Here is a 19416-nt window from a genome sequence, read left to right as displayed (position 1 = left end):
AGCGCCCAATGCATGATCAGAAAGGTGCACCCGGCGTTCTGATCGGACCCTGCGGCATCGAGAGGAAAGAATCTGATCACGCTTCACGGAGGCATGATCAGATTCTAGAGCATTCTGGGGATGTCTGTGGTGGAGCTTCTCAGGCAGCCCGCGCTGCCTGTAGGAATAAGTCGATGTCCTGCTTCAACCGACCGAGCTGGTGATCGAGCGTATATTTTGCTTGCGTGACGGCCTCTGCGGCTGCCGCCGCTGATGCCGTGGAATCGTTGAGTGTTTCGATGCTTTGTGCGACGGCTTGGGTATGGCCCGTTGTCTGTTGCACACTCATCGCGATTTCAGATGTCACCGCAGCCTGCTCCTCGACAGCCGCTGCGATCGCGGTTGCGATGGTGCTCACCTCTTCTATGACGCGAGCGATCTCGTCGATTTCGGTTGCGCTCTTTTGGGTGGCCGTTTGGATTCCGCCAATGCGGGAGCCGATTTCAGTTGTAGCCTTGGCGGTTTGTGTTGCGAGGGTTTTGACCTCTTGCGCGACCACGGCGAAGCCCTTGCCGGCCTCGCCGGCATGGGCGGCCTCAATGGTTGCGTTCAACGCCAGCAGATTCGTTTGAGACGCAATCTGATCGATGAGATCGACGACATCCCCGATCTGCTTGGCTTGTTCAGCCAAGCCCGCAACCGATTCCTTCGTCCGTTGCGCGCTCTCGAAAGCTTGCCGCGCCACGTCTGCCGAACGACTTGCCTGCTCCCCAATCTCACGCACTGACGCAGCCAGCTGCTCCGTCGCGGCCGCGCCGGATTGCATATTGATTGCTGTTTGCTCGGCGGTGCGTGCGACATTGGTTGCGAGCGAGCTTGCTGAACCAGTTGCCGTGTCGAGAGTTGCGGCACTTTCTGACAAAGCTCCGCTTGCCTCCCCCGAAATCTGGAGACTTGCCTGCACCGCATCTGAAAATGAGGCGATGGCAACAGACAACACCTGCCCTCGTCGCTGGCGCTCTTCAATCATGGCGTCCTGATAGACTGAGATTGCGTAGTCCATGTCGAGCATGATCGCTTTATTCATCGCAGCGATCTTGCGTGCGAGCGAGGCGCCGCTGAATCGATGCTTTGTTGAGAGCGCGTGAACAAGTTCGTTCATGACAAATGAATAGCCGCCGATATACCAGCGGGGTTCGAGGCCGATCCTGTTGTGAATCAGGCCGATCCGCCGAATGCTCTCAACATAGTCGAGATCGAAGCGGCCGCTGAAAAGACGCTCCCAGTGCTTCGACTGCGCGGAAACCAGCCGGTTCTGCTGCGACCCTATCATTTGAGAAAGCGCGGGAACCTTATGCAAATGACCGTAGAAGTTCTGCAGCACCTGAGGCAGAGACGGAGAAAGAACCTGCCATATCGCGTTGAGCTCACGGCATGCCTCCTGGTCGATATTCAAGAAGCGAAGCCGATCGGCGAGCGATTTGTCGTCTTGCATGGTCATTTCCCAGGCGCTGAATGCATTCGGTCCCGGGATTTAGAGTGCCAGGATTGACCCAGGCTTGCATGGCGCACGTCGAAATCGAATTTCCTGACCGAATGCGCCCTGCTTCGATAGGCTGCGGGCCTACTTTGCAATTCCGACCATTGCGAACGCTTTAGCGCCTTTACGGATGAGATGTTCGATACTGATGGGCTGATAGATGTTGTAGCGCCTACCCCTTTCAGGGCTAGCCCAGAAATAGCGCTCGGCTTGGGCTGCCGGTACAGCGGGGCTGAAGAAGTACCCTTGCCCATAGTCGCAACCCAATGTCCGAAGAAACCGCAACTGCGACTCACTCTCGAGCCCTTCGGCTACGGTCTTAATTCTCAGACTTCTCGCCAACACCAAAGTTGCCCTCACGATGGCCTGGTCATCTGAGTTCGAGTTCAGACCAGCGATGAAGGAACGATCGATCTTTATCTCATCGATCGTATAAGTCTTCAGGTGTGTGAGCGAGGCAAATCCGGTCCCAAAATCGTCCAAGGAAATGGACACGCCCATCTGGCGAAGGTCGGACAGAGCCTGCGCCACCTGCGTGGCCTTATCGTCGAGTAGAACCGATTCCGTGACTTCAACGGTCAGCCGTGACAACGGGACGCCCTTTGAAGCAAACAGTTCGGCGACCTTCCGAGGATAGTCTCCGCGCCTCAATTCCGGCGCCGTGACATTGATGGACACCTTGAAGGGCGGCATGTTTGCTTTCTGCCACCGGAGAAGATCATTGCTGATGCTCAGAAGCATGTGCTCGCCCAACATCACGGCGGCTTCGGGATCGCTCAGGGCGTTGGGAAAATGAGCCGGGGAAAGCAGGTCTCCATTCGGCAAGATCCAGCGCGCGAGGGCCTCGAACCCATGGCAACGGCGATCGGTTAATTGGATCTGCGGCTGATAGTAAGGCCTGACCTTCCCTTTCTCGAGCAGGGAACGAAAGGTCGACATCTGCTGGAGGCGCTCTGTCAAGGCTGCCCGCATCTGCGGGGCAAAGATCTGAGCCTGACCTCTACCTTCGGCCTTCGCTCGATAAAGCGCGATATCGGCATTCTGCAGCAGTTCATTGATATCAGCACCGTGATCCGGAAAGAGAGCGACCCCCAGGCTTGCGCTCAATCTGATCTTGGGGGAGTGATCCGTCACCAATGACGTGACGGCTTCGAGAAGTCTGCCGACCATCGGCATTATATCGTCGCTAGACGAAATGCCCTTCATGACAAGCGCGAACTCATCGCCTCCGAAGCGAGCGATCGCATCTGCCTCCGATGCGAGTGCTTGAATCCTTCGACCAACCTCAAGGAGGATGGCGTCGCCGGCCTGATGACCAAGCGTATTGTTCAAGTCCCTGAAATGGTCGAGATCAATCAGCACAAAGGCGATTTTCCCAGCGATGTGGCGTGCTTCGGTAAGCGAGTTTTCGAGCTGGGCATGGAAGTGGGTTCTATTGGAGAGCCCGGTAAGGGGGTCGTGTGTCGCCATGTCCTGGAGCCGTCGACCCATCGCGCGGCGGACTATGACATCTTGCAGGACTCCAAAGAGCTGGTCTGCGTTGCCGTCTTCGAGTTCCAACTCCTCGCTGTCCGCAAACTCGACTTCATCGGTCGCGGAAAGTGACCTTGCCGCGTCAAACTGAGCGTCTGCGGCGGTCGCGCGACCAGTGAAAAGTTGCAGCATCTCCCGGCCGCGGGAGTCATATGCAGCAAGGATATCGTTGCGCGATAGCAGCATGCGGGTCATCCAACGGCGGTCTCGTCACTACAGATCGGCTCCATCATTGCGGCAGCAACCGAAAGATATAATATTCCTATAACCGGAAGGGGAGGTCTCCCGGGTCCTTCCGCATTGGCGCATCTGCGACGAGAGAACGTAGCCGCGATGAATTAATTTCTATTAAACGCTCAGTTTAAGATCGCTAACAGCCGCGGGCTATTACGCAATGTTATTCATCTTCGGCCGCTCTGGCCCTCCGCTCCAGGCTATCGACGCGCGGTGATCAAATACCTCGATCCGGCTTCGTCGCTCTGCGTCAGCTTCGGGCAAGGTTACGCGCGTAGGTCTCTATGGAAGGATACCCCGAGTTGGAGGTCCCCGTGGGATCGGTCTTTCTTTTCGATGTTGCCTCGCGCCAGGCGCAATGGCTTGCGGTCCGCCAGGCGACGATCTCTGGCAACATTGCGAACGCGAATACTCCCGGCTTCAAGTCGTCGGATGTCGAGCCGTTTGCGAATGTGCTCGACAAGACGCAACTTTCGATGGCAGCAACGGATCGTGGACATATCGGCTCAGACACTTCTCAGGTTCGGGCAGTGAAGGTCAAGAAGACCGACAGTTGGGATGTCATGCATTCTGGAAATTCGGTCAGCATCGAGCAGGAAATGGCTAAAGCAGGCGATGTCAATCGCGACTACTCGCTCAACACCAGTATCGTCAAAGCCTTCCATCGAATGATTCTTGCGAGCACGAGGGGCGGGCAATGATTGATCCATTGCAGGCATCGTCAAAGCTCGCAGGAGCGGGCCTCGAGGCGCAATCCTTGCGCCTTCGAATCGTTTCCGAAAACATCGCTAATGCGCAGTCGACTGGACAGACGGAAGGGTCCGATCCGTACGCCCGAAAGACGATCACCTTCCGAAGCGAGCTCGATAGAGCGCTTGGAGGAACCACGGTTCGCGTCAAAGAAGTCGGCGTCGATCAGGCGCCGTTCCAAGTTGAGTACGACCCGGGCAATCCGGCGGCGGACGAGAAGGGCTATGTGAAAATGCCAAACGTCAACATGCTGATCGAGATGGCGGACATGCGTGAGGCCAATCGTACGTACGAGGCGAACCTGCAGATGATGAAGCAGGCGCGGTCCATGATTTCCAGCATGATCGATATGTTGAGAGGCGCGTGATGATTGAGGCGATTTCGACGATTTCATCATTCATCGACCGATCGGGCCAAGTCTCGGGAACACAGCTCACGGGGCTGCAGAAAATCTCGCCCGCAGCCGCTGCTCCACAGACGGCCGACTTTGGCGGCATGATGCTGCAAGTCGCAGCAAAGGCGACGGAGACGCTGAGGGCCGGCGAGGCTGCGGCAATTTCCGGCATACAGGGCAAGGCCTCCGTTCAACAGGTGGTCGAGGCGGTGATGTCGGCAGAACAGACACTCCAGACGGCCATCGCGATCCGAGACAAGGTCGTTGCGGCATACCAAGAAATCTCACGGATGGCGATCTAAGGAGAAGGTTATGAGAGCTCTCGCTATTGCTGCGACAGGCATGAATGCCCAGCAGCTGAATGTCGAGGTCATTGCGAACAACATCTCGAACGTCAACACGACCGCTTTCAAGGGCGCGCGAGCGGAGTTCACCGATCTTCTCTATCAGGCGGAACGCCTGCAGGGGGTGCCAAATCAAGCGGGTGAAGCGCCGATTCCGGAAGGAGCGATGCTTGGCCTCGGTGTGAGAACTGCGGCGATCCGAAATCTACATCGTCAGGGGCCGCTCACCAACACAACAAACCAATTCGACCTCGCCTTGAATGGACGCGGATGGTTCCAGGTGAACAGCCCGAATGGCGAGACGATCTACACGAGGGCTGGCTCATTCAACAAGAATGGGAACGGGCAACTTGTGACGATTGACGGGTACACGCTGGACCCGGCAGTCATCATTCCGCCGAACACGGTGGATGTCGTTATCAATGAGTCTGGTCAGGTTTTCGCCAAGGTTGACGGTCAGCCCGTTCCGCAGAATGTCGGCCAGCTCACGATCGCAAACTTCGCGAACGATTCAGGTCTGGAGCCGCTCGGCAACAATTTCTACCGGGAATCGCCTTCGTCAGGAGCGCCGGTCGTCGGGGTTGCGGGTGATCCAGGTTTTGGAAAGATTCATCAAGGTTACCTTGAGGGCTCGAACGTCGATCCGGTTAAGGAAATTACCAATCTGATTTCCGCACAGAGAGCCTTCGAGATGAATTCGAAGGTGATTCAAGCGGCCGACGATATGGCTGGAACAATATCGAAGGGCATTCGCTAGTTCGCGACGCGGCTGCTCATGGAATTGATCATGACGAATTCACTTCGGAACATCGCCTTCGCTCTCGTGACCTTGATCTGGATCACGAAGCCTGCGTTTGCGCAGGAGCAGATGCTGCCTGTTCCGACCGTGACGATCTATCCGGGAGATATGATCAGGGAAACGATGTTGAGAGAGCGTAGTTTCCCGCCGAATTATCGAGCCAGATCGGCAGTCGCCGACTCTTCCGCCGCATTGATTGGAAAGACCGCACGGCGGACATTGCTCCCCGGAGAGGCAATCCCATTCAATGCTGTGGACGATGCAAGGCTTGTGACACGGGGCGTGCCGACGCAGGTTGTGTTCCAGGAGGCGGGATTAACGATCACGACCATGGGATCGCCGCTTCAATCAGGTGGGCTCGGCGAGCAGATCAGGGTCCGTAACATGGACACCGGTCGAATCATTCTTGGCACAGTGCGAGCGGATGGAAAAGTCCGCATAGGTGATTGAGAATGGTCAGACTGTTCCTGATACTCCTCTCTGTATTATTTGCCGGTGTCGCTCACGCCTCGACGCGCATCAAGGATATTGCTTCTGTTCAAGGGGTCCGCGACAACCAGCTCGTAGGCTACGGTCTGGTCATGGGGCTTCAGGGGACCGGTGACACCCTCCGCAACTCTCAATTTACAGAGCAGTCCCTTCAATCGATGCTCGACCGCATGGGGGTCAATGTTCGAGACATTCCTTTGCGGACGCGAAATGTTGCCGCCGTCACCGTGACGGCCGATCTGCCGGCCTATATCGGAACAGGTTCTCGCATCGACGTTACGGTCACTTCCCTCGGTGATGCTACGTCGCTCAAAGGTGGGACGCTGATGCTCACGGCGCTCATGGGCGGCGATGGTCAGGTCTATGCGGTAGCCCAAGGGCCGGTCGCGGTTTCAGGGTTCAACGCGACCGGCCAAGCTGAGACGCTGACCCAAGGCGTCGCGACCGCAGGCAGGATTCCGAACGGCGCTCTCATCGAACGAGAGGTGCCGGGGCAGTTCCGCGACATGCCTTCTCTGGTGTTTGAGCTCAAGAATCCTGACTACAAGACCGCGACATTGATCACGGATGCGATCAATGCCTACGCGGAGAAGCGTTATGGGAAGCGAGTCGCCACGCCGCGCGACTTTCGCACTGTTGTTCTACAAAAGCCCCGCGACATAGGTGCAACCCGATTTCTCGCGGAAATTGGCGATCTTCGCGTCCAACCCGATACTCCCGCCAGGGTTGTCGTCGATCAGCGAACGGGAACCGTCGTGATTGGGAAAAACGTACAGATTTCGACCGTCGCGATGACACATGGAAATCTGACGGTTCGCGTCACGGAAACGCCGCTGGTATCGCAACCTGAACCCTTTTCCGGGGGCCGCACGGCGGTTGTTCCCAGAACACAGATCACGGCAAACGAGCAGGACGCTCATCTTGCGGTGATTGGAGGATCCGACTTGCAGACATTGGTCAAGGGGTTGAACCAGATCGGCCTCAAGCCAACCGACATCATCGCGATCCTTCAGGCGGTGAAGACTGCTGGAGCGCTTCAGGCGGATCTCGTTGTTCAATGATGCTCCCGGCATGAGGTTGCCGTCGATGAGAAGATTTATCGGTTACCTGCTTCACGATCGTTCCATCACCGGATTCCGCGCTATGCCCATGCACAACTCGCAATCTGTAAAATACTTTCTTTCCGTCCTCGTGATCGCCTCTATCGCATCCGGCAATGCGAGCTCTGCATACGCGCAGGAAAAGGCTGCAGCCGATCGCGGCCCGGCGCCGAAGCCGGTTGAGCTGCTGAAGGACGCGAAAGCCAATCCCTACTGCGCAAATATTGCAGATGCAGCAGCCGATGCGAGGTTCGCCTGGCAAAAAGAGACGCTCGCATCGCTCGAAAAGCAGATCGAGGGCCGAATTAAGGTCCTTGAAGAAAAACGGGCCGAATATGAGGTGTGGCTGAAGCGGCGGAATGAGTTTTTGGCAAAGGCCGACGAAGGCGTCGTTGCGATCTATGCCAGAATGCGCCCCGATGCCGCGGCATTGCAACTCGCGAACATGCACGACGAAACCGCGGCAGCGATCCTTACCAAGCTCAGTCCACGAAATGCCAGCGCCGTACTTAACGAGATGGAGCCGGCCCGTGCAGCGCAACTGACGAACGTGATCACCGACACGACGAAGCGGACCCAAGAGAATGAGAAGTCGGGATGAGACAACTCCTTATATCTTCGGCCGTGCTGTTCTTGGGCGCATGCGCCACGAATCCAAATGACATCGGGCGCGAGCCGAGCATGACACCGGTTGGATACGGTCTCACCGTCGCTCGTGAACCGGTTCCCACCGTGTTTCCGTCGTCCGGCAGAGCGTCATACAACTCACTTTGGTCGCAGAGTAGTGCGGATCTCTTTCAGGACCCGCGCGCGAAAAAGGTCGGGGATGTCGTGACTGTCACGATTTTGATCGATGATAAGGCCAAATTCGACAACACGACTGACAGATCGCGGAAGTCGAAAGCCAATCTCGGGTTCGATGTCGGGTTTAACTTCAATGGGCGTGCCTCTGACTTCAAAGGGGATGGGGACATTCGTTCGGGCTCGTCCTCTGAAGGTCAGGGTTCGATCGATCGATCCGAAAAGCTCAGGCTTTCTGTTGCTGCGGTGGTGACCGAAGTGCTTCCAAACGGAAATGTCATCATCAGCGGCTCGCAGGAAATCCGGGTCAATTTTGAGGTTCGCGTTCTCAATATCGCCGGCATCGTGAGGCCGGGTGATATTTCGCGCAAGAACACCATCGGCTATGACAAGATAGCAGAGGCGCGTGTCTCCTATGGAGGGCGCGGACGCCTTACGGACGTCCAGCAACCGGCCATTGGGCAACAAATTTATGATGCGCTCGTGCCTTTCTAGAATCGTCTAGGAATATACAAAGAGAATGGCCAGGAAACCCGTCGGCGCATCGCCATCGAAGTCGGAACTATCTGCGAAGGGTAGTGGTCGTTGGCTTGTGACGTTGCTCGTCCTCACGGTGCTCGCCATAATCACGGGAGGGGCTTTCGGTCTTTACATGGTGGCCACCGTTGAAAAGGCGGTCGATGAAAAGAAGAAAGGCGAGGAGAAACAGGCGTCTCGTGTTTTGACCTACTCCGGTGATATGACGTTAAAGACCCTTTCCCCCGTCGTCACAAATCTTGCCGGATCTGCTGAGACGTGGATCAGGATTGAATCATCGATAGTGTTCGCCAACGGGTCGATACAGAGCCCAGATGTGCTGGCCTCCGAGATACGCCAAGATATATTGGCGTATCTGAGGACACTTTCACTCCCGCAAATCGAGGGCGCCAGTGGCCTGCAGCATTTGCGCGAAGATCTGAATGAACGCGCTCAAATGCGCTCCAAGGGACTGGTGCGCGAACTGATCATCGAAACCCTCGTCGTCCAGTAGGCGCTTCGTCACGACTGGGATAACTAGAATCGATACGAATCTTAAGATTGCCTGTCGCGCTGTCAGACGATCCCGTCTTTGTTATGCGTTAATTCACTTCATCCGACCATATCGAGCAGAAGCTCTCACATTCTCATGATCGTTCGTTTTCTCTTCATCGGCATCTTTTCTCTCCTCACAACAAGCGCGAGTGCGCAGCTCCCAGGCCTCGAGGCCATGATCCCTGCGGGTGACGGCGCTGTCAGCGGTCGCATTATTCAGCTTGTGGCGTTGCTCACGGTTCTCTCGCTCGCGCCCGGCCTTCTGATCATGGTGACGAGCTTTACACGCTTCGTCGTGGCTTTGTCGTTTCTGCGGTCAGGCCTCGGCCTTCAGAGTACGCCTGCCAACTTGTTTCTGATCAGCCTTTCGCTGTTCATGACCTTCTATGTCATGGCACCGACCTTTGATCGTGCCTGGCAGGATGGCATCCGGCCGTTGACCGAAAACAGGATTTCCGAGGCTGAGGCCTTTACGAAGGTCACCGATCCGTTTCGCGAGTTCATGCTCACTCATGTCCGTCCGAAGGATCTCCAGACTTTCAGCGACCTCGCGGTCAATAGTTTCCCCAAGCCGCAAGACGAATCCAAGGTCGATCTGCGCATTCTCATCCCGGCCTTCATGATCTCGGAGTTGCGGAGGGGCTTCGAAATCGGATTTCTGATCGCGCTTCCGTTTCTGGTGATCGACATGATTGTGGCAACCTTGGTGATGTCCATGGGAATGATGATGATGCCGCCCACGGTCATTTCCCTTCCTTTCAAAATCCTGTTCTTTGTTCTCATCGATGGCTGGAACATGCTCATCGGCGGGCTCGTGCGGTCTTATTTCTAACGGAAGCGAAGCATCCAAGCGTCCAGGGCCCTACCCTTCGAGAGGTGCGGTCGAGCTCTTCGAGAATTCAGACTCTGCGTCTCGCGTTAAGCAAGTTTTAAGAGTAACAGGACTTAGATCGCGTGATCAGGTTGTTTCGGCTTGACGACGGCCACAGCTTCACACAAGCTTCGATCGTCAAACTGACAATTATGGCAGATTGGATAGACGACCCGTTGAGGCGCTGTCCGAAGGCATGAAGCCGTCCTGCCATACCGGTGGAAGTCCGGTATGTCCCCGAAATCTTATTTCATTCAAAGGGACAGCGATATGTCTAGCCTTCTGACCAACAACTCCGCCATGACCGCTCTGACGACGCTGAAAAGCATCGCCGGGCAACTCGATCAGACCAGCAATCGTATCTCGACCGGCCTGAAGGTGGCGAGCGCCGCCGACAACGCCGCTTACTGGTCGATCGCAACGACGATCCGCGCCGACAACGGTTCGCTCGGTGCTGTGAAGGACGCTCTCGGTCTCGGTGCGGCTTCGGTCGATACCGCCTTCAACGGCATGAACAGCGCCATTGAAGACATGAAGTCGATTCAGGCGAAGCTGACGGCGGCCATGTCGCCGAACGTCGATCGCGCCAAGATCCAGACCGAAATCAACGCCATTCTCGGCAAGATGAAGTCGACCGCCGACGGATCGGTGCTTTCCGGTGAGAACTGGCTGTCGACCGACTCGGGCGCCGGTAACTACGTGTCCGATCGTAAGATCGTCGCGGCGTTCTCCCGCGTCGACGGCGCGATCACGATCGACACCGTGAACGTCTCGGTCGATTCCACCAAGCTGTACGACAAGACGACGACGGCGTCTGCCACGGCTGGAACGGATGCCGACATCACTGCGGATAAGACCACGTTCGATGCTGCCAAGACCCAATGGGTAGCCGACCAGGCGACCTGGGAGGCCAGCACGAAGGACGCTACTGCTAAGGGTGTTTATGATACGGCAAAGACGACCTTCGATACCGCCAAGACCACCTATTCTACCGCAATCGACACAGCTAACAAAGCTGCCGTCAAAGGAGCTGACGGCGAGGGCGGTATTCTAAACAAGGAATGGGCGGTTTTCGGTAAGGACGAAGACGGCGCTTACAAGGCCTATGAGCTCTCGGTCGACAAGCTGGACATCTCGGCGATCCAGAACCAGGATCTGTCGAAGCTTCGTGCTTATGTCGCCGTGGTCGACAAGGCCCTGGGCGCTATGACGGACGCTGCGACCACGCTGGGTGCGAACAAGACCCAGATCACGTCGCAGACGACCTTCGTCGAATCGCTCATCAAGTCGAACGAGCGCAGCATCGGTGCTCTCGTGGACGCCGACATGGAAGAAGAGTCGACCCGCCTGAAGGCTCTGCAGGTTCAGCAGCAGCTTGGCGTTCAGTCGCTCAGCATCGCGAACGGCAACACGCAGGGCATTCTCTCGCTCTTCCGCTAATTCCGTTCATCCCTCGTTTGAGGGGCGGAAACGATTGGGCCACGCTCTTCCGGAGCGTGGCCTTTTTGTTGCGCAATCTCCGCGCAAGATTGGAGAGTGAAATTGCTGTCGAAGCCTGTAATTTCAGAAGTCGAGTTCGTGCATGACTGGTCGCCAACACGCCGAGAAACTCTGGAGCAATCTCCTGGAACTCGGAGCGCGTCGCCTCGCGGCGCTTGGCATCATCGGACTCGTCGTGTTTCTGGCCGTTGGGTTAGGAGCGTACTACCTGAGCCGCCCCGCGCAGGAAGCCCTTTATACCGGCCTCGAGCGTGAAGATGTGAGCCGCATCGGAGCCACGTTGAAGGATGCGGGAATTCCGTTCGATGTGAGCGCTGACGGTACAGCAGTCCTCGTCAGTTACGGACGAACGGCGCAAGCCCGGATGCTTTTGGCTGAGAAAGGGTTGCCGCAGAGTTCAAAGTCAGGATACGAGCTCTTCAACGATCTTGGATCGCTCGGATTGACCTCCTTCATGCAGGAGGTCACGCGCGTCAGAGCCCTCGAAGGCGAGATCGCGCGCACCATTCAGACGATGAAAGGCGTGAAAGCCGCACGGGTTCATATTGTGATGCCCGACCGCGGTTCGTTCCGCCGCGAGCAGCAACCGGCCTCGGCGTCAGTCGTCGTGCGCACCGAGCAGGCTGACGATATGGGTTCTGCCCAAGCGATCCGCCACCTTGTTGCGGCGGCAATCCCGGGCATGAAGGTCGATAGGGTGACGGTGCTGAATACCGATGGCACACTCCTGATGTCAGGCGACGACGGCGCGAATGTATCGACGGGAAAAATGGCGAGCCTCGAGCGGGTTGTCGGTCGCGAGATCCAGGATAACGTGCGCAGGACACTCGCCCCGTACCTTGGCCTCGGAAATTTTGAGATCAGCGTCGCCGCGCGCCTGAACACCGACAAGACCAACACGAGCGAGACGATATACAACCCGGAATCGAAGGTCGAGCGCTCCGTTCGGACGGTCAAGGAAACCGAGGTCTCTCAAAATCGGAGCAACCAGAAGCCGACGACCGTGCAGCAGAACTTGCCGAATGAACGCGTGAGGTCGGAAGGCGGCGATAATTCAAGTGAAGATAACCAGCGCCGTGAGGAGCTGACGAACTACGAGATCTCGTCGAAAACCGTGCAAACTGTTAGCGACGGCTACTCGATCAAGAGCCTGTCCGTGGCCGTTCTCGTCAATCGAAGCCGCCTTGCCGCCCTTGTCGGTGGGGACCAGGCGCAGGCCAATATCGATGCCCGGCTCACCGAGATCGAACAACTGGTGTCGTCTGCGGCAGGGTTCAATCAAGCCCGTGGGGACCAGATCAAGGTGGCCGCTGTGGGATTCATTGACGACGGCCGGATGATGGAGCCGGCGCCGCCGTTGAGCTTCGTTGAAGTCCTGATGCGGCAGTTTGGCAACATCATCAATGCCGCGACGATCCTGGTCGTAGCAACGCTCTTGATCTGGTTCGGCTTGCGCCCGGCTGTTACGGCCATTCTCGCGCGGCCTGAAACGGAGCAGGGGTATGACGCATCTGCGCCCGATCTCCTTGGCGAAGCTGCGGGCTTGGAGGGTGAGGGGGTCGCCCAACTTGAGCCCGCGACCGTCCCGAACCTCATCGAGGACTTGACTGGTAAGCTAAATCGCTCTCCGCAAAAGAAACTGGAGCAGATGGTTGAGTTTGACGAGGATCAAGCCGCCGCGATCCTCAAACAATGGCTCCATCAGGCGGAGGCTGCCTGATGGTGAGCGCGATCTCACGTTATCTCACCGATTTTCAGCTCGACGGGTCCTTTGATAAACGATTTCCAAATCAGGGCAGCCCCCAGGAGACACCGCCCGAGGTTGTTATCGAAGACACGGCCTCGCTTATCCGCGAGGCCGAAGATCGTGTTAGAACTGAAGAGCGGTCGCGGCTCCAAGACAAGGTTGAAGCGGCGATTGCGGCGGAGCGCGCACGGACGGACGAGCTTCTCACAGCCTATCGCGAGAAGTGGGCTCGAGAGGAAACGGACCGGCTCGCCGTCGAGATCTCTGATGCCTTGCAGTCCATGGAGGCCAAGCTCGTCGCCCAGGTTGCCCGATTGCTCACCCCCTTCTTGACGGAGGCGGTGCATGCTCAAGTGATTGATGAACTTAAAACAACGCTAGTGTCGATCCTGAGCGACAATCAAAGCAGGAGCATGACGATTCGTGGTCCGCAAGATCTGCTCTCGAACTTGGCCGCAAAGCTGCGTCCGGTTGCCGCTTCCATCGAGTTCATTGCGGATCAGGGTTCCGAGATCCGTGTCATCGCAAACGATACGATCCTTGAGACACAACTGAGTGTGTGGACGCAACGCCTTGCTGAAGCCGTTCAACAGAGCTGATCATGGCCGATCCCACCAAACAAGAGATCATCATCGTTCGTCGCTATGAAGCCGAGGAAGAGCACCATAAAGGTGGCGCTTGGAAAGTGGCGCATGCCGATTTCATGACAGCAATGATGGCTTTCTTCCTTGTCATGTGGCTGATCAGCGCCGTTGGGAAGGAGACGAAATCGAGCCTCGCGAACTATTTCAACCCCGTCCAACTGGCAGAGAGCACACCTGATCGTAAGGGGCTCAAAGAGCCGAAGGATGCGGCCCCCAAAAGCGAGCCGGAAACGGAAAACAAAAGCACTTCCTCCAAAGCAACGGGCGATGAGGTCGGTGGCCCGTCTCCTCGTGTTCAGAAGCCGCGATTCAAGGAAGGGGCGCTCTTCCAAGATCCTTATGCGGTTCTCGCCAAACTTGCTGCGGAGGCTGAACAAGAGCACCCGCAGGACGCGACCGGCGTCGATCTCACACTTGGAAACACGGGCGAGCCGGGCCTGAACGGCGGTGAAGCCTATCGAGATCCCTTTGATCCTTTGTATTGGCAAATCGTGTCGGTGCCGAAGCCGAAAACCGGCACGCCAGGTGACCCGGCGACTGCCCCTCCGGTCCCACAAGATGGCAAACTCGATGCGCTTGCCTCCTCGCCCCAGGCGCGGCTTGAATCCCGCGCCAAGGATAAGGAAGCGAAGAGCGCTGATAAACCGCTTCCGCAACTTTCCTCTGGAGCCGGGCCGAATGCCGAAAAGCAGGTAGCCGGTTCGCAAGAGGCCGACCTTCAGGCGGAAATTGCTAAAGCCGTGCCGACCTCAGGGGGCGGGAGCCCTCACATCGAGGTCAATCGAACTGGCGAAGGCATTCTCATCAGCGTGACGGACGAGATCGATTTCAGCATGTTTGCCGTAGGATCTGCGGAACCTCAGCCGAAAGTCGTCCGCGCGATGGAAAAAATCGCGAAAATCATCAGTACGCGTCCCGGCAAGATCATTATTCGCGGACACACCGACGGGCGTCCCTTCAAGTCCGATACGTATGACAACTGGCGGCTTTCGACGGCGCGCGCCCATATGGCCTCTTACATGTTGGTGCGGGGGGGAATCGATGAGGCCCGGATCGAACGGGTCGAGGGCCATGCGGATCGCAGTTTGAAGAGCGCGTCAGACCCGAAGGCTGCGATTAACCGCCGGATAGAGATCCTTCTGCGGGAGCCTTCTCAGTGATGCGCAGGACGTCGCAGTTTGCCTTCCTGATTTGCTGTCTGTTTGTTCCCGCTCCAGTCAAGGCCGAGCCAGATCTTCCTGTCGCCAAAGCTGTGAAGGCTGCGGTCGGACCGGTGGAGATGGTCCGCACATTGCAGGCCTTGCAGGATCAGATCGCGGTAGGCTCAACGGCTGCTCACGTTGCGCAGAGAGCATTGCTGGTGAGCATTGACGAAACCTTCATCCCACTCGAGGCGGAGGTTTGGCAGGAGCAAAGGAATGTGCGCGCGGCCGTTACATTCGTCCTTAGCGGCGGCAAGCCAAGCATTCTGAAAAGGCTTTTGTCGCTCGGCACCCTCGCGGGGCACGACGAGCGCCTCGTGCGAGGCGCGCTAGCCTATGTCGAGGGCAGAGAGGCCGATGCGAAACGGTACTTCGGCGACATCGACGTTACAATTCTTCCTCCGAGTCTGGCAGGACAGATTGCTTTAGTAAAATCGGCGCTGCTCGTTCGCGATGACCCGGCGGGGTCGATTCAGCTTCTTGATTTCGTGCGGCTACAGCTGCCTGGGACCCTGGTCGAAGAGGCGGCTCTTCGCCGCGAAATCTTCGTCGCCAGCCAAATTGGCGATTCGAAGAAGTTCGATGCCTTGTCGAGGCAGTATCTGCGACGCTTTCGGCATTCGGTGTATTCCGGTAATTTTCGACAGCGCTTTGCCGCCGCTCTGACTCGCCTCGAATTCACGAGGGATCATGAGCAGTTTGCGAGACTGGTGACGATACTCAATGAATTGGAGCCCGACGGACGTCGGGAACTCTATTTGATGGTCGCGCGCGCGGCAATCGATCAGGGGCAAACGAAAGCCGCGATTCTCTCCTCGGACAAGGCACTAGAACTGTCGGTGTCGGATAGGGTCAGCGCAACCCGGGCGAGGCTATACAAGGCAGCCGCGGTCATTGTGACCGCAAAAGGATTCGATACGGGCGTCGATGAGCTCAGGAAAATTGACCGGACCATCCTTCCACCTAACGATCTGACATTGCTCGACGCCGCGTTTTCCATGGCTAACTACATACGCAGTTCGCCGGAGACTGCTCCGACACCGCCGCCGGTGGCGGCGCCAGTCGCGTCTCCGGATCAAACCGCGCAGGCGATGCAATCCCTTCCTGCTATATCCCGCGCCCAGGACGCGCTTGGGCGGGTCGATCAATTGTTTCGGAGAGAAACCCGTTGAACAAGCTCGACACGTTCCTGCAAAACGCATCCAGGCGGACTGATACGCTCCCGATGAAGTCGAACTCGCAATCCGGCGACAACAGTGAGGGTGCTTCAAACGGGGCGGACGCCCTGGCTTTCTCGGCGCTTCTGGAGGATCTGTCAGCGAGCAGCACTGCCGGAAGGGATACAATGCCCTCCACCGAAGAGGAGCTCGCTCGCTCGGTCGGCCTTTCTCTCGACTCTGGGATCGCAAAGTCCGCGTCTGGCGACACAACCAGGCGGTCGCCTGAAACCAGGGATGATAAGCCCGCGTGGGGTGCGGAGACCGTTGCCACGCGAGCCGATTGGGCTGACACCGCGCTGTTGGGCAGAGTCCTGTCGATCACGACTCAACCGCTCCCGGTGGACCAGATTGATGCCGCGCAGCGATCCGTTCAATCGGGCCCATCTCGTACTACAACAGATAGCGCGGCATCACTCTTGGATCTTCTTCAACCTCAATCAGAGGGGGGCGACGCGGCCGACCACCTTCTCAACCTATCGAACACGTCGAGGCAAAAGGCGTCGGTTCTCCATCAAGAGACACATTTCAAACCCGTTACATCGGCCGGGGGGCTCTTTGAGGGACGAAGTGCTAGTGACGACGGACCTATGCCTGGGGCGAGCGCATGGAATCGCGCGCGCTCGCAAGATCAAACCGCGCCCGACGATGCATTCTCTGCGAAGAGCGCGGTAGCATCGCAGAGCCGGAACCGCGGCGACTCTCTTCTCACTGCAGTCGCGATGGGCGACAGAGAAAGCGTTGAACCGTCTCCATCAAACTCCATCCCGCACCGGATCGCGAATGCGATCATCGGGGGAGCGGAGCGCACATCAGCTCAGTTGGAGGTTCAAAGCCGCCAGACCGACCTTTTCCCTACGCTTGCGACGATGCGTCCCTCTGAAGCCGCGGTCCGGGTTCTGAACATTCAGCTTCATCCCGTGGAACTGGGGTTGGTCACGGTAAAGATGCGACTCTCGGGCGAGAAGCTCGAGATGGAGCTTCATGTCAGCAGTGACGAGACGGCCCAGATTTTGAGAAGGGACTCGGAAAAACTATCCAGCCTTCTGCGAACAGCCGGTTATCGGCCGGACAGTCTGACGATACATACAGCCGGCGTTGATGTTTCACAGCAAGACAGTTCGTTCGGGCAGCGCCAGCAATCAACCCACCAGTCTCAATCGCAATCCGACAGTTTCCAACAAGGGGCAACCGGCTCTGACGAGCGATCGCGAAAACAAGCACAAGACTCTGACGCCGGCAGCCCGAGAGCCTTGAAAGACGAAACCGATGAGATCGCTTCTCCTGGTCGCGGCAATGGTGGCCTCTATTTGTAGCTTCGACGCGGAGGCTGCCACAAACGCAGACACCTGCGAGCGCGAGATGGTCCGTGCGGCCGCCAAACATGGCATTCCGCTCGGAATGCTCTATGCCGTCGGCCTGGCAGAAACCGGTAGGCGAGGTTCACTGCAGCCTTATGCGATGAACATCGAGGGACGCGCCTATTTCGCGTCAAACATGACTGACGCGGTTCAACGGTTCGAGGAGGCTCGCAGGTCAGGAGCAAGGCTCATCGATCTGGGATGTATGCAGATCAATCACTACTATCACGGCGATCGCTTCCGCTCGCTTGCAAGCATGCTCAATCCGCGTGACAATGTTGAATATGCCGCTCAATTCTTGAAGCAGCTGAGGGCCCGCGAAGGCAGCTGGACGATGGCAGTCGCGCGATATCATGCCGGTCCTAACAATGATCCGGCTCAGAAGACCTATGTCTGTCGCGTCATTTCAAACATGGTCGCCAGCGGCTTTGGTGAATGGACTGCGAGCGCGCGTACATTCTGTCAGTAGTCTCGCGTGAGTCTTGCTGCGAAAGGGACCTTTCCAGAGGCTTAGCGGGAAAGGACGATTGGAGCGCTCAGTCCGTCAGCCTTTCCCTCAAAGGTCGAACCGTTTCTCACGAGGCGTGCGACAATGCTGCCGCGTGAATACAAGACAATGTCGCCGTCGCGGACATTCCAGGAGTTAATGTCTTGCAACGTCTTCTCTTTGCACCGGACCGTTGAAGCTTTGTAGAGATCGAGCGTGGACACACTCGATAGCTGCACTCGGCAAGAGCCTCCGGAGGCGTCACGGATTTTCCAGTTTCCAATGAACGACGTGACGCCCTTCGCCGATGGTTGGGGCACCGGCTTTGCAACCGATCGAGGGGTGCGGGCCATATCAGCTATTGGACTCGCCGGCTCAATCTCGCCACGAGGAGGCGCTTCCGGCAAGCCGCTCTGTGGGCTTGGGGCTGTCGAACCGTCCTCCATCGAAAAGTCGAAATTCCTCGTCGCCCATTTTCCGATCGGTTCCATTGGTTCGGCGGCTGCCCTCGGTCGAGATGCCGAGGTTGCCGGTTCAATGACGGTGTAATTGGATGATCGTGTTCCCTCAGCGGTGTAGCGCGGACGAGCGAGGTCAGATGCGGGCGGCAACCCCCATGGGCCCGAGTGGTACAGCCCTTCGACCCCGTTGCACGCGGCGAGATTGCAAAGTCCGACGAGAAGTGCGGATCGCCGCAAAACACGTGCGCAGGAATCGTGGTTGATCAAGGGCATTTCTCTATTTGCACACCCCTTGGGCGTTCAATGCTTGCGAGCCTGCATCAGATCGGGTCAGCGTCGTCACTCGGCCTAGTCATCGGTTAACCGATGAAGGTATATCCGATGTATCTTTTTGCTTCGATTGGATCGTATCCGAGGCGCTGTCTGAGCTTCTTGCGCAATTTGCTGACATGCCCTTCGACGACGCTCTCTTCGACATCGTTGCTGTAGATGCCGTAGATGGCGTTGAAGATCTGCGTCTTGGTCAGGCGGCGTCCGCGGTTTCGGACGAGGTATTCGAGGATGTGGCGTTCGCGGCGCGGCAGGATGAGGCTTTCGCCGTCGATCTCGGGGTCGCGGCCGTCGAAATAGACCTTGAGGCGGTCGGTGTGGTCGGGCGTCAGCGTTCCCTTCATGCGCCGCCAGATGGCTTCGGAGCGGGCGAGGATTTCGCGGACATGAACGGGCTTCCGCACCACGTCGTCGATGCTGGCTGCGAGCAGCTCGAGGGTCTGCTCGAGGGAGCGGACTTCGCTCAAGGCGATGATCGGGGCGCGGGAATGGCGGCGGATGGTCTCGGCGCAGACCATGCGGTCCTGAAAGTCGCCGAGGAGGAAGCCCTGCACGGCGTCGA

Annotated in this window: 22 protein-coding genes; 18 read left to right on the top strand and 4 right to left on the bottom strand. The window is 57.5% G+C overall.

From position 1 onward, the window contains the following. Positions 1-139: 139 nt before the first annotated feature. The gene (locus I2H38_RS04465; protein WP_196270635.1) at positions 140-1474 is read right to left on the bottom strand and encodes a globin-coupled sensor protein; all 1335 of its coding nucleotides are present in this window, start codon (positions 1472-1474) and stop codon (positions 140-142) included. A 129-nt stretch (positions 1475-1603) separates the two neighbouring features. Further along, the gene (locus tag I2H38_RS04460; RefSeq protein WP_196270634.1) at positions 1604-3247 is read right to left on the bottom strand and encodes a putative bifunctional diguanylate cyclase/phosphodiesterase; all 1644 of its coding nucleotides are present in this window, start codon (positions 3245-3247) and stop codon (positions 1604-1606) included. A gap of 353 nt (positions 3248-3600) precedes the next feature. On the opposite strand from I2H38_RS04460, the gene flgB reads away from it, so the two are divergent. From flgB to I2H38_RS04375, 17 genes are all read left to right on the top strand, one after another. After that, positions 3601-3987 (top strand): flagellar basal body rod protein FlgB, encoded by a 387-nt coding sequence (gene flgB, locus I2H38_RS04455; RefSeq protein WP_196270633.1) that lies wholly within the window; start codon positions 3601-3603, stop codon positions 3985-3987. Then, positions 3984-4403 carry a flagellar basal body rod protein FlgC gene (gene flgC, locus I2H38_RS04450; protein WP_196270632.1) on the top strand — a complete coding sequence of 140 codons (420 nt, stop codon included), beginning with the start codon at positions 3984-3986 and terminating at the stop codon, positions 4401-4403. Before flgB ends, flgC begins: the two co-directional genes overlap by 4 nt. Continuing rightward, positions 4403-4732 (top strand): flagellar hook-basal body complex protein FliE, encoded by a 330-nt coding sequence (locus tag I2H38_RS04445; RefSeq protein WP_196270631.1) that lies wholly within the window; start codon positions 4403-4405, stop codon positions 4730-4732. The genes flgC and I2H38_RS04445 overlap by 1 nt, the downstream gene beginning before the upstream one ends. A 10-nt stretch (positions 4733-4742) precedes the next feature. After that, a complete protein-coding gene (gene flgG / locus I2H38_RS04440) occupies positions 4743-5531 on the top strand; it encodes a flagellar basal-body rod protein FlgG (RefSeq protein WP_196270630.1) in 789 nt (262 codons plus the stop codon). Positions 5532-5642: 111 nt separating this feature from the next. Beyond that, positions 5643-6023 carry a flagellar basal body P-ring formation chaperone FlgA gene (flgA, locus tag I2H38_RS04435; RefSeq protein ID WP_267875943.1) on the top strand — a complete coding sequence of 127 codons (381 nt, stop codon included), beginning with the start codon at positions 5643-5645 and terminating at the stop codon, positions 6021-6023. A 2-nt stretch (positions 6024-6025) separates the two neighbouring features. Further along, complete coding sequence (gene flgI / locus I2H38_RS04430) at positions 6026-7123, top strand: flagellar basal body P-ring protein FlgI (protein ID WP_196270628.1); 1098 nt, start codon at positions 6026-6028, stop codon at positions 7121-7123. A gap of 25 nt (positions 7124-7148) precedes the next feature. After that, positions 7149-7763 carry a MotE family protein gene (locus I2H38_RS04425; protein WP_229426553.1) on the top strand — a complete coding sequence of 205 codons (615 nt, stop codon included), beginning with the start codon at positions 7149-7151 and terminating at the stop codon, positions 7761-7763. Then, entirely contained in the window at positions 7760-8458 is a 699-nt protein-coding gene (gene flgH / locus I2H38_RS04420; RefSeq protein ID WP_196270627.1) for a flagellar basal body L-ring protein FlgH, read from the top strand. The genes I2H38_RS04425 and flgH overlap by 4 nt, the downstream gene beginning before the upstream one ends. Before the next feature lie 25 nt (positions 8459-8483). Next, on the top strand, positions 8484-8993 hold the full coding sequence (locus I2H38_RS04415) for a flagellar basal body-associated FliL family protein (RefSeq protein WP_196270626.1): 510 nt from the start codon (positions 8484-8486) through the stop codon (positions 8991-8993). A 135-nt stretch (positions 8994-9128) separates the two neighbouring features. Then, positions 9129-9866 carry a flagellar type III secretion system pore protein FliP gene (gene fliP, locus I2H38_RS04410; protein WP_196270625.1) on the top strand — a complete coding sequence of 246 codons (738 nt, stop codon included), beginning with the start codon at positions 9129-9131 and terminating at the stop codon, positions 9864-9866. A gap of 309 nt (positions 9867-10175) precedes the next feature. After that, positions 10176-11345 (top strand): flagellin N-terminal helical domain-containing protein, encoded by a 1170-nt coding sequence (locus I2H38_RS04405; protein WP_196270624.1) that lies wholly within the window; start codon positions 10176-10178, stop codon positions 11343-11345. Between the two features lie 142 nt (positions 11346-11487). Then, the gene (gene fliF, locus I2H38_RS04400) at positions 11488-13125 is read left to right on the top strand and encodes a flagellar basal-body MS-ring/collar protein FliF (protein ID WP_196270623.1); all 1638 of its coding nucleotides are present in this window, start codon (positions 11488-11490) and stop codon (positions 13123-13125) included. Next, positions 13125-13751, top strand: coding sequence for a hypothetical protein (locus I2H38_RS04395; RefSeq protein WP_196270622.1), 627 nt, complete (start codon positions 13125-13127; stop codon positions 13749-13751). Before fliF ends, I2H38_RS04395 begins: the two co-directional genes overlap by 1 nt. 2 nt (positions 13752-13753) lie before the next feature. After that, positions 13754-14956: a MotB family protein gene (locus tag I2H38_RS04390; RefSeq protein WP_196270621.1), complete on the top strand. Its 1203-nt coding sequence runs from the start codon at positions 13754-13756 to the stop codon at positions 14954-14956. A 140-nt stretch (positions 14957-15096) separates the two neighbouring features. After that, complete coding sequence (locus I2H38_RS04385; RefSeq protein ID WP_196270620.1) at positions 15097-16170, top strand: chemotaxis protein MotC; 1074 nt, start codon at positions 15097-15099, stop codon at positions 16168-16170. After that, positions 16167-17531, top strand: coding sequence for a flagellar hook-length control protein FliK (fliK, locus tag I2H38_RS04380; protein WP_196270619.1), 1365 nt, complete (start codon positions 16167-16169; stop codon positions 17529-17531). The genes I2H38_RS04385 and fliK overlap by 4 nt, the downstream gene beginning before the upstream one ends. Further along, positions 17512-18045, top strand: coding sequence for a transglycosylase SLT domain-containing protein (locus I2H38_RS04375; protein ID WP_229426552.1), 534 nt, complete (start codon positions 17512-17514; stop codon positions 18043-18045). Before fliK ends, I2H38_RS04375 begins: the two co-directional genes overlap by 20 nt. 41 nt (positions 18046-18086) lie before the next feature. On the opposite strand, the gene I2H38_RS21480 is transcribed toward I2H38_RS04375, so the two are convergent. Continuing rightward, positions 18087-18416, bottom strand: coding sequence for an AprI/Inh family metalloprotease inhibitor (locus I2H38_RS21480; RefSeq protein ID WP_407664040.1), 330 nt, complete (start codon positions 18414-18416; stop codon positions 18087-18089). On the opposite strand from I2H38_RS21480, the gene I2H38_RS20820 reads away from it, so the two are divergent. Beyond that, entirely contained in the window at positions 18346-18612 is a 267-nt protein-coding gene (locus I2H38_RS20820) for a hypothetical protein (protein ID WP_229426551.1), read from the top strand. The two genes, I2H38_RS21480 and I2H38_RS20820, sit on opposite strands and share 71 nt — an antisense overlap. A 271-nt stretch (positions 18613-18883) precedes the next feature. On the opposite strand, the gene I2H38_RS04365 is transcribed toward I2H38_RS20820, so the two are convergent. Continuing rightward, the coding region (locus I2H38_RS04365; RefSeq protein ID WP_196270616.1) for a response regulator transcription factor at positions 18884-19416 on the bottom strand (533 nt) is incomplete at its 5' end.

Origin of the sequence: Microvirga alba, assembly GCF_015694465.1 — a bacterium.
GTDB classification, from domain to species: Bacteria; Pseudomonadota; Alphaproteobacteria; order Rhizobiales; family Beijerinckiaceae; genus Microvirga; species Microvirga alba.
This window is presented reverse-complemented; position numbering and strand designations above follow the sequence as displayed.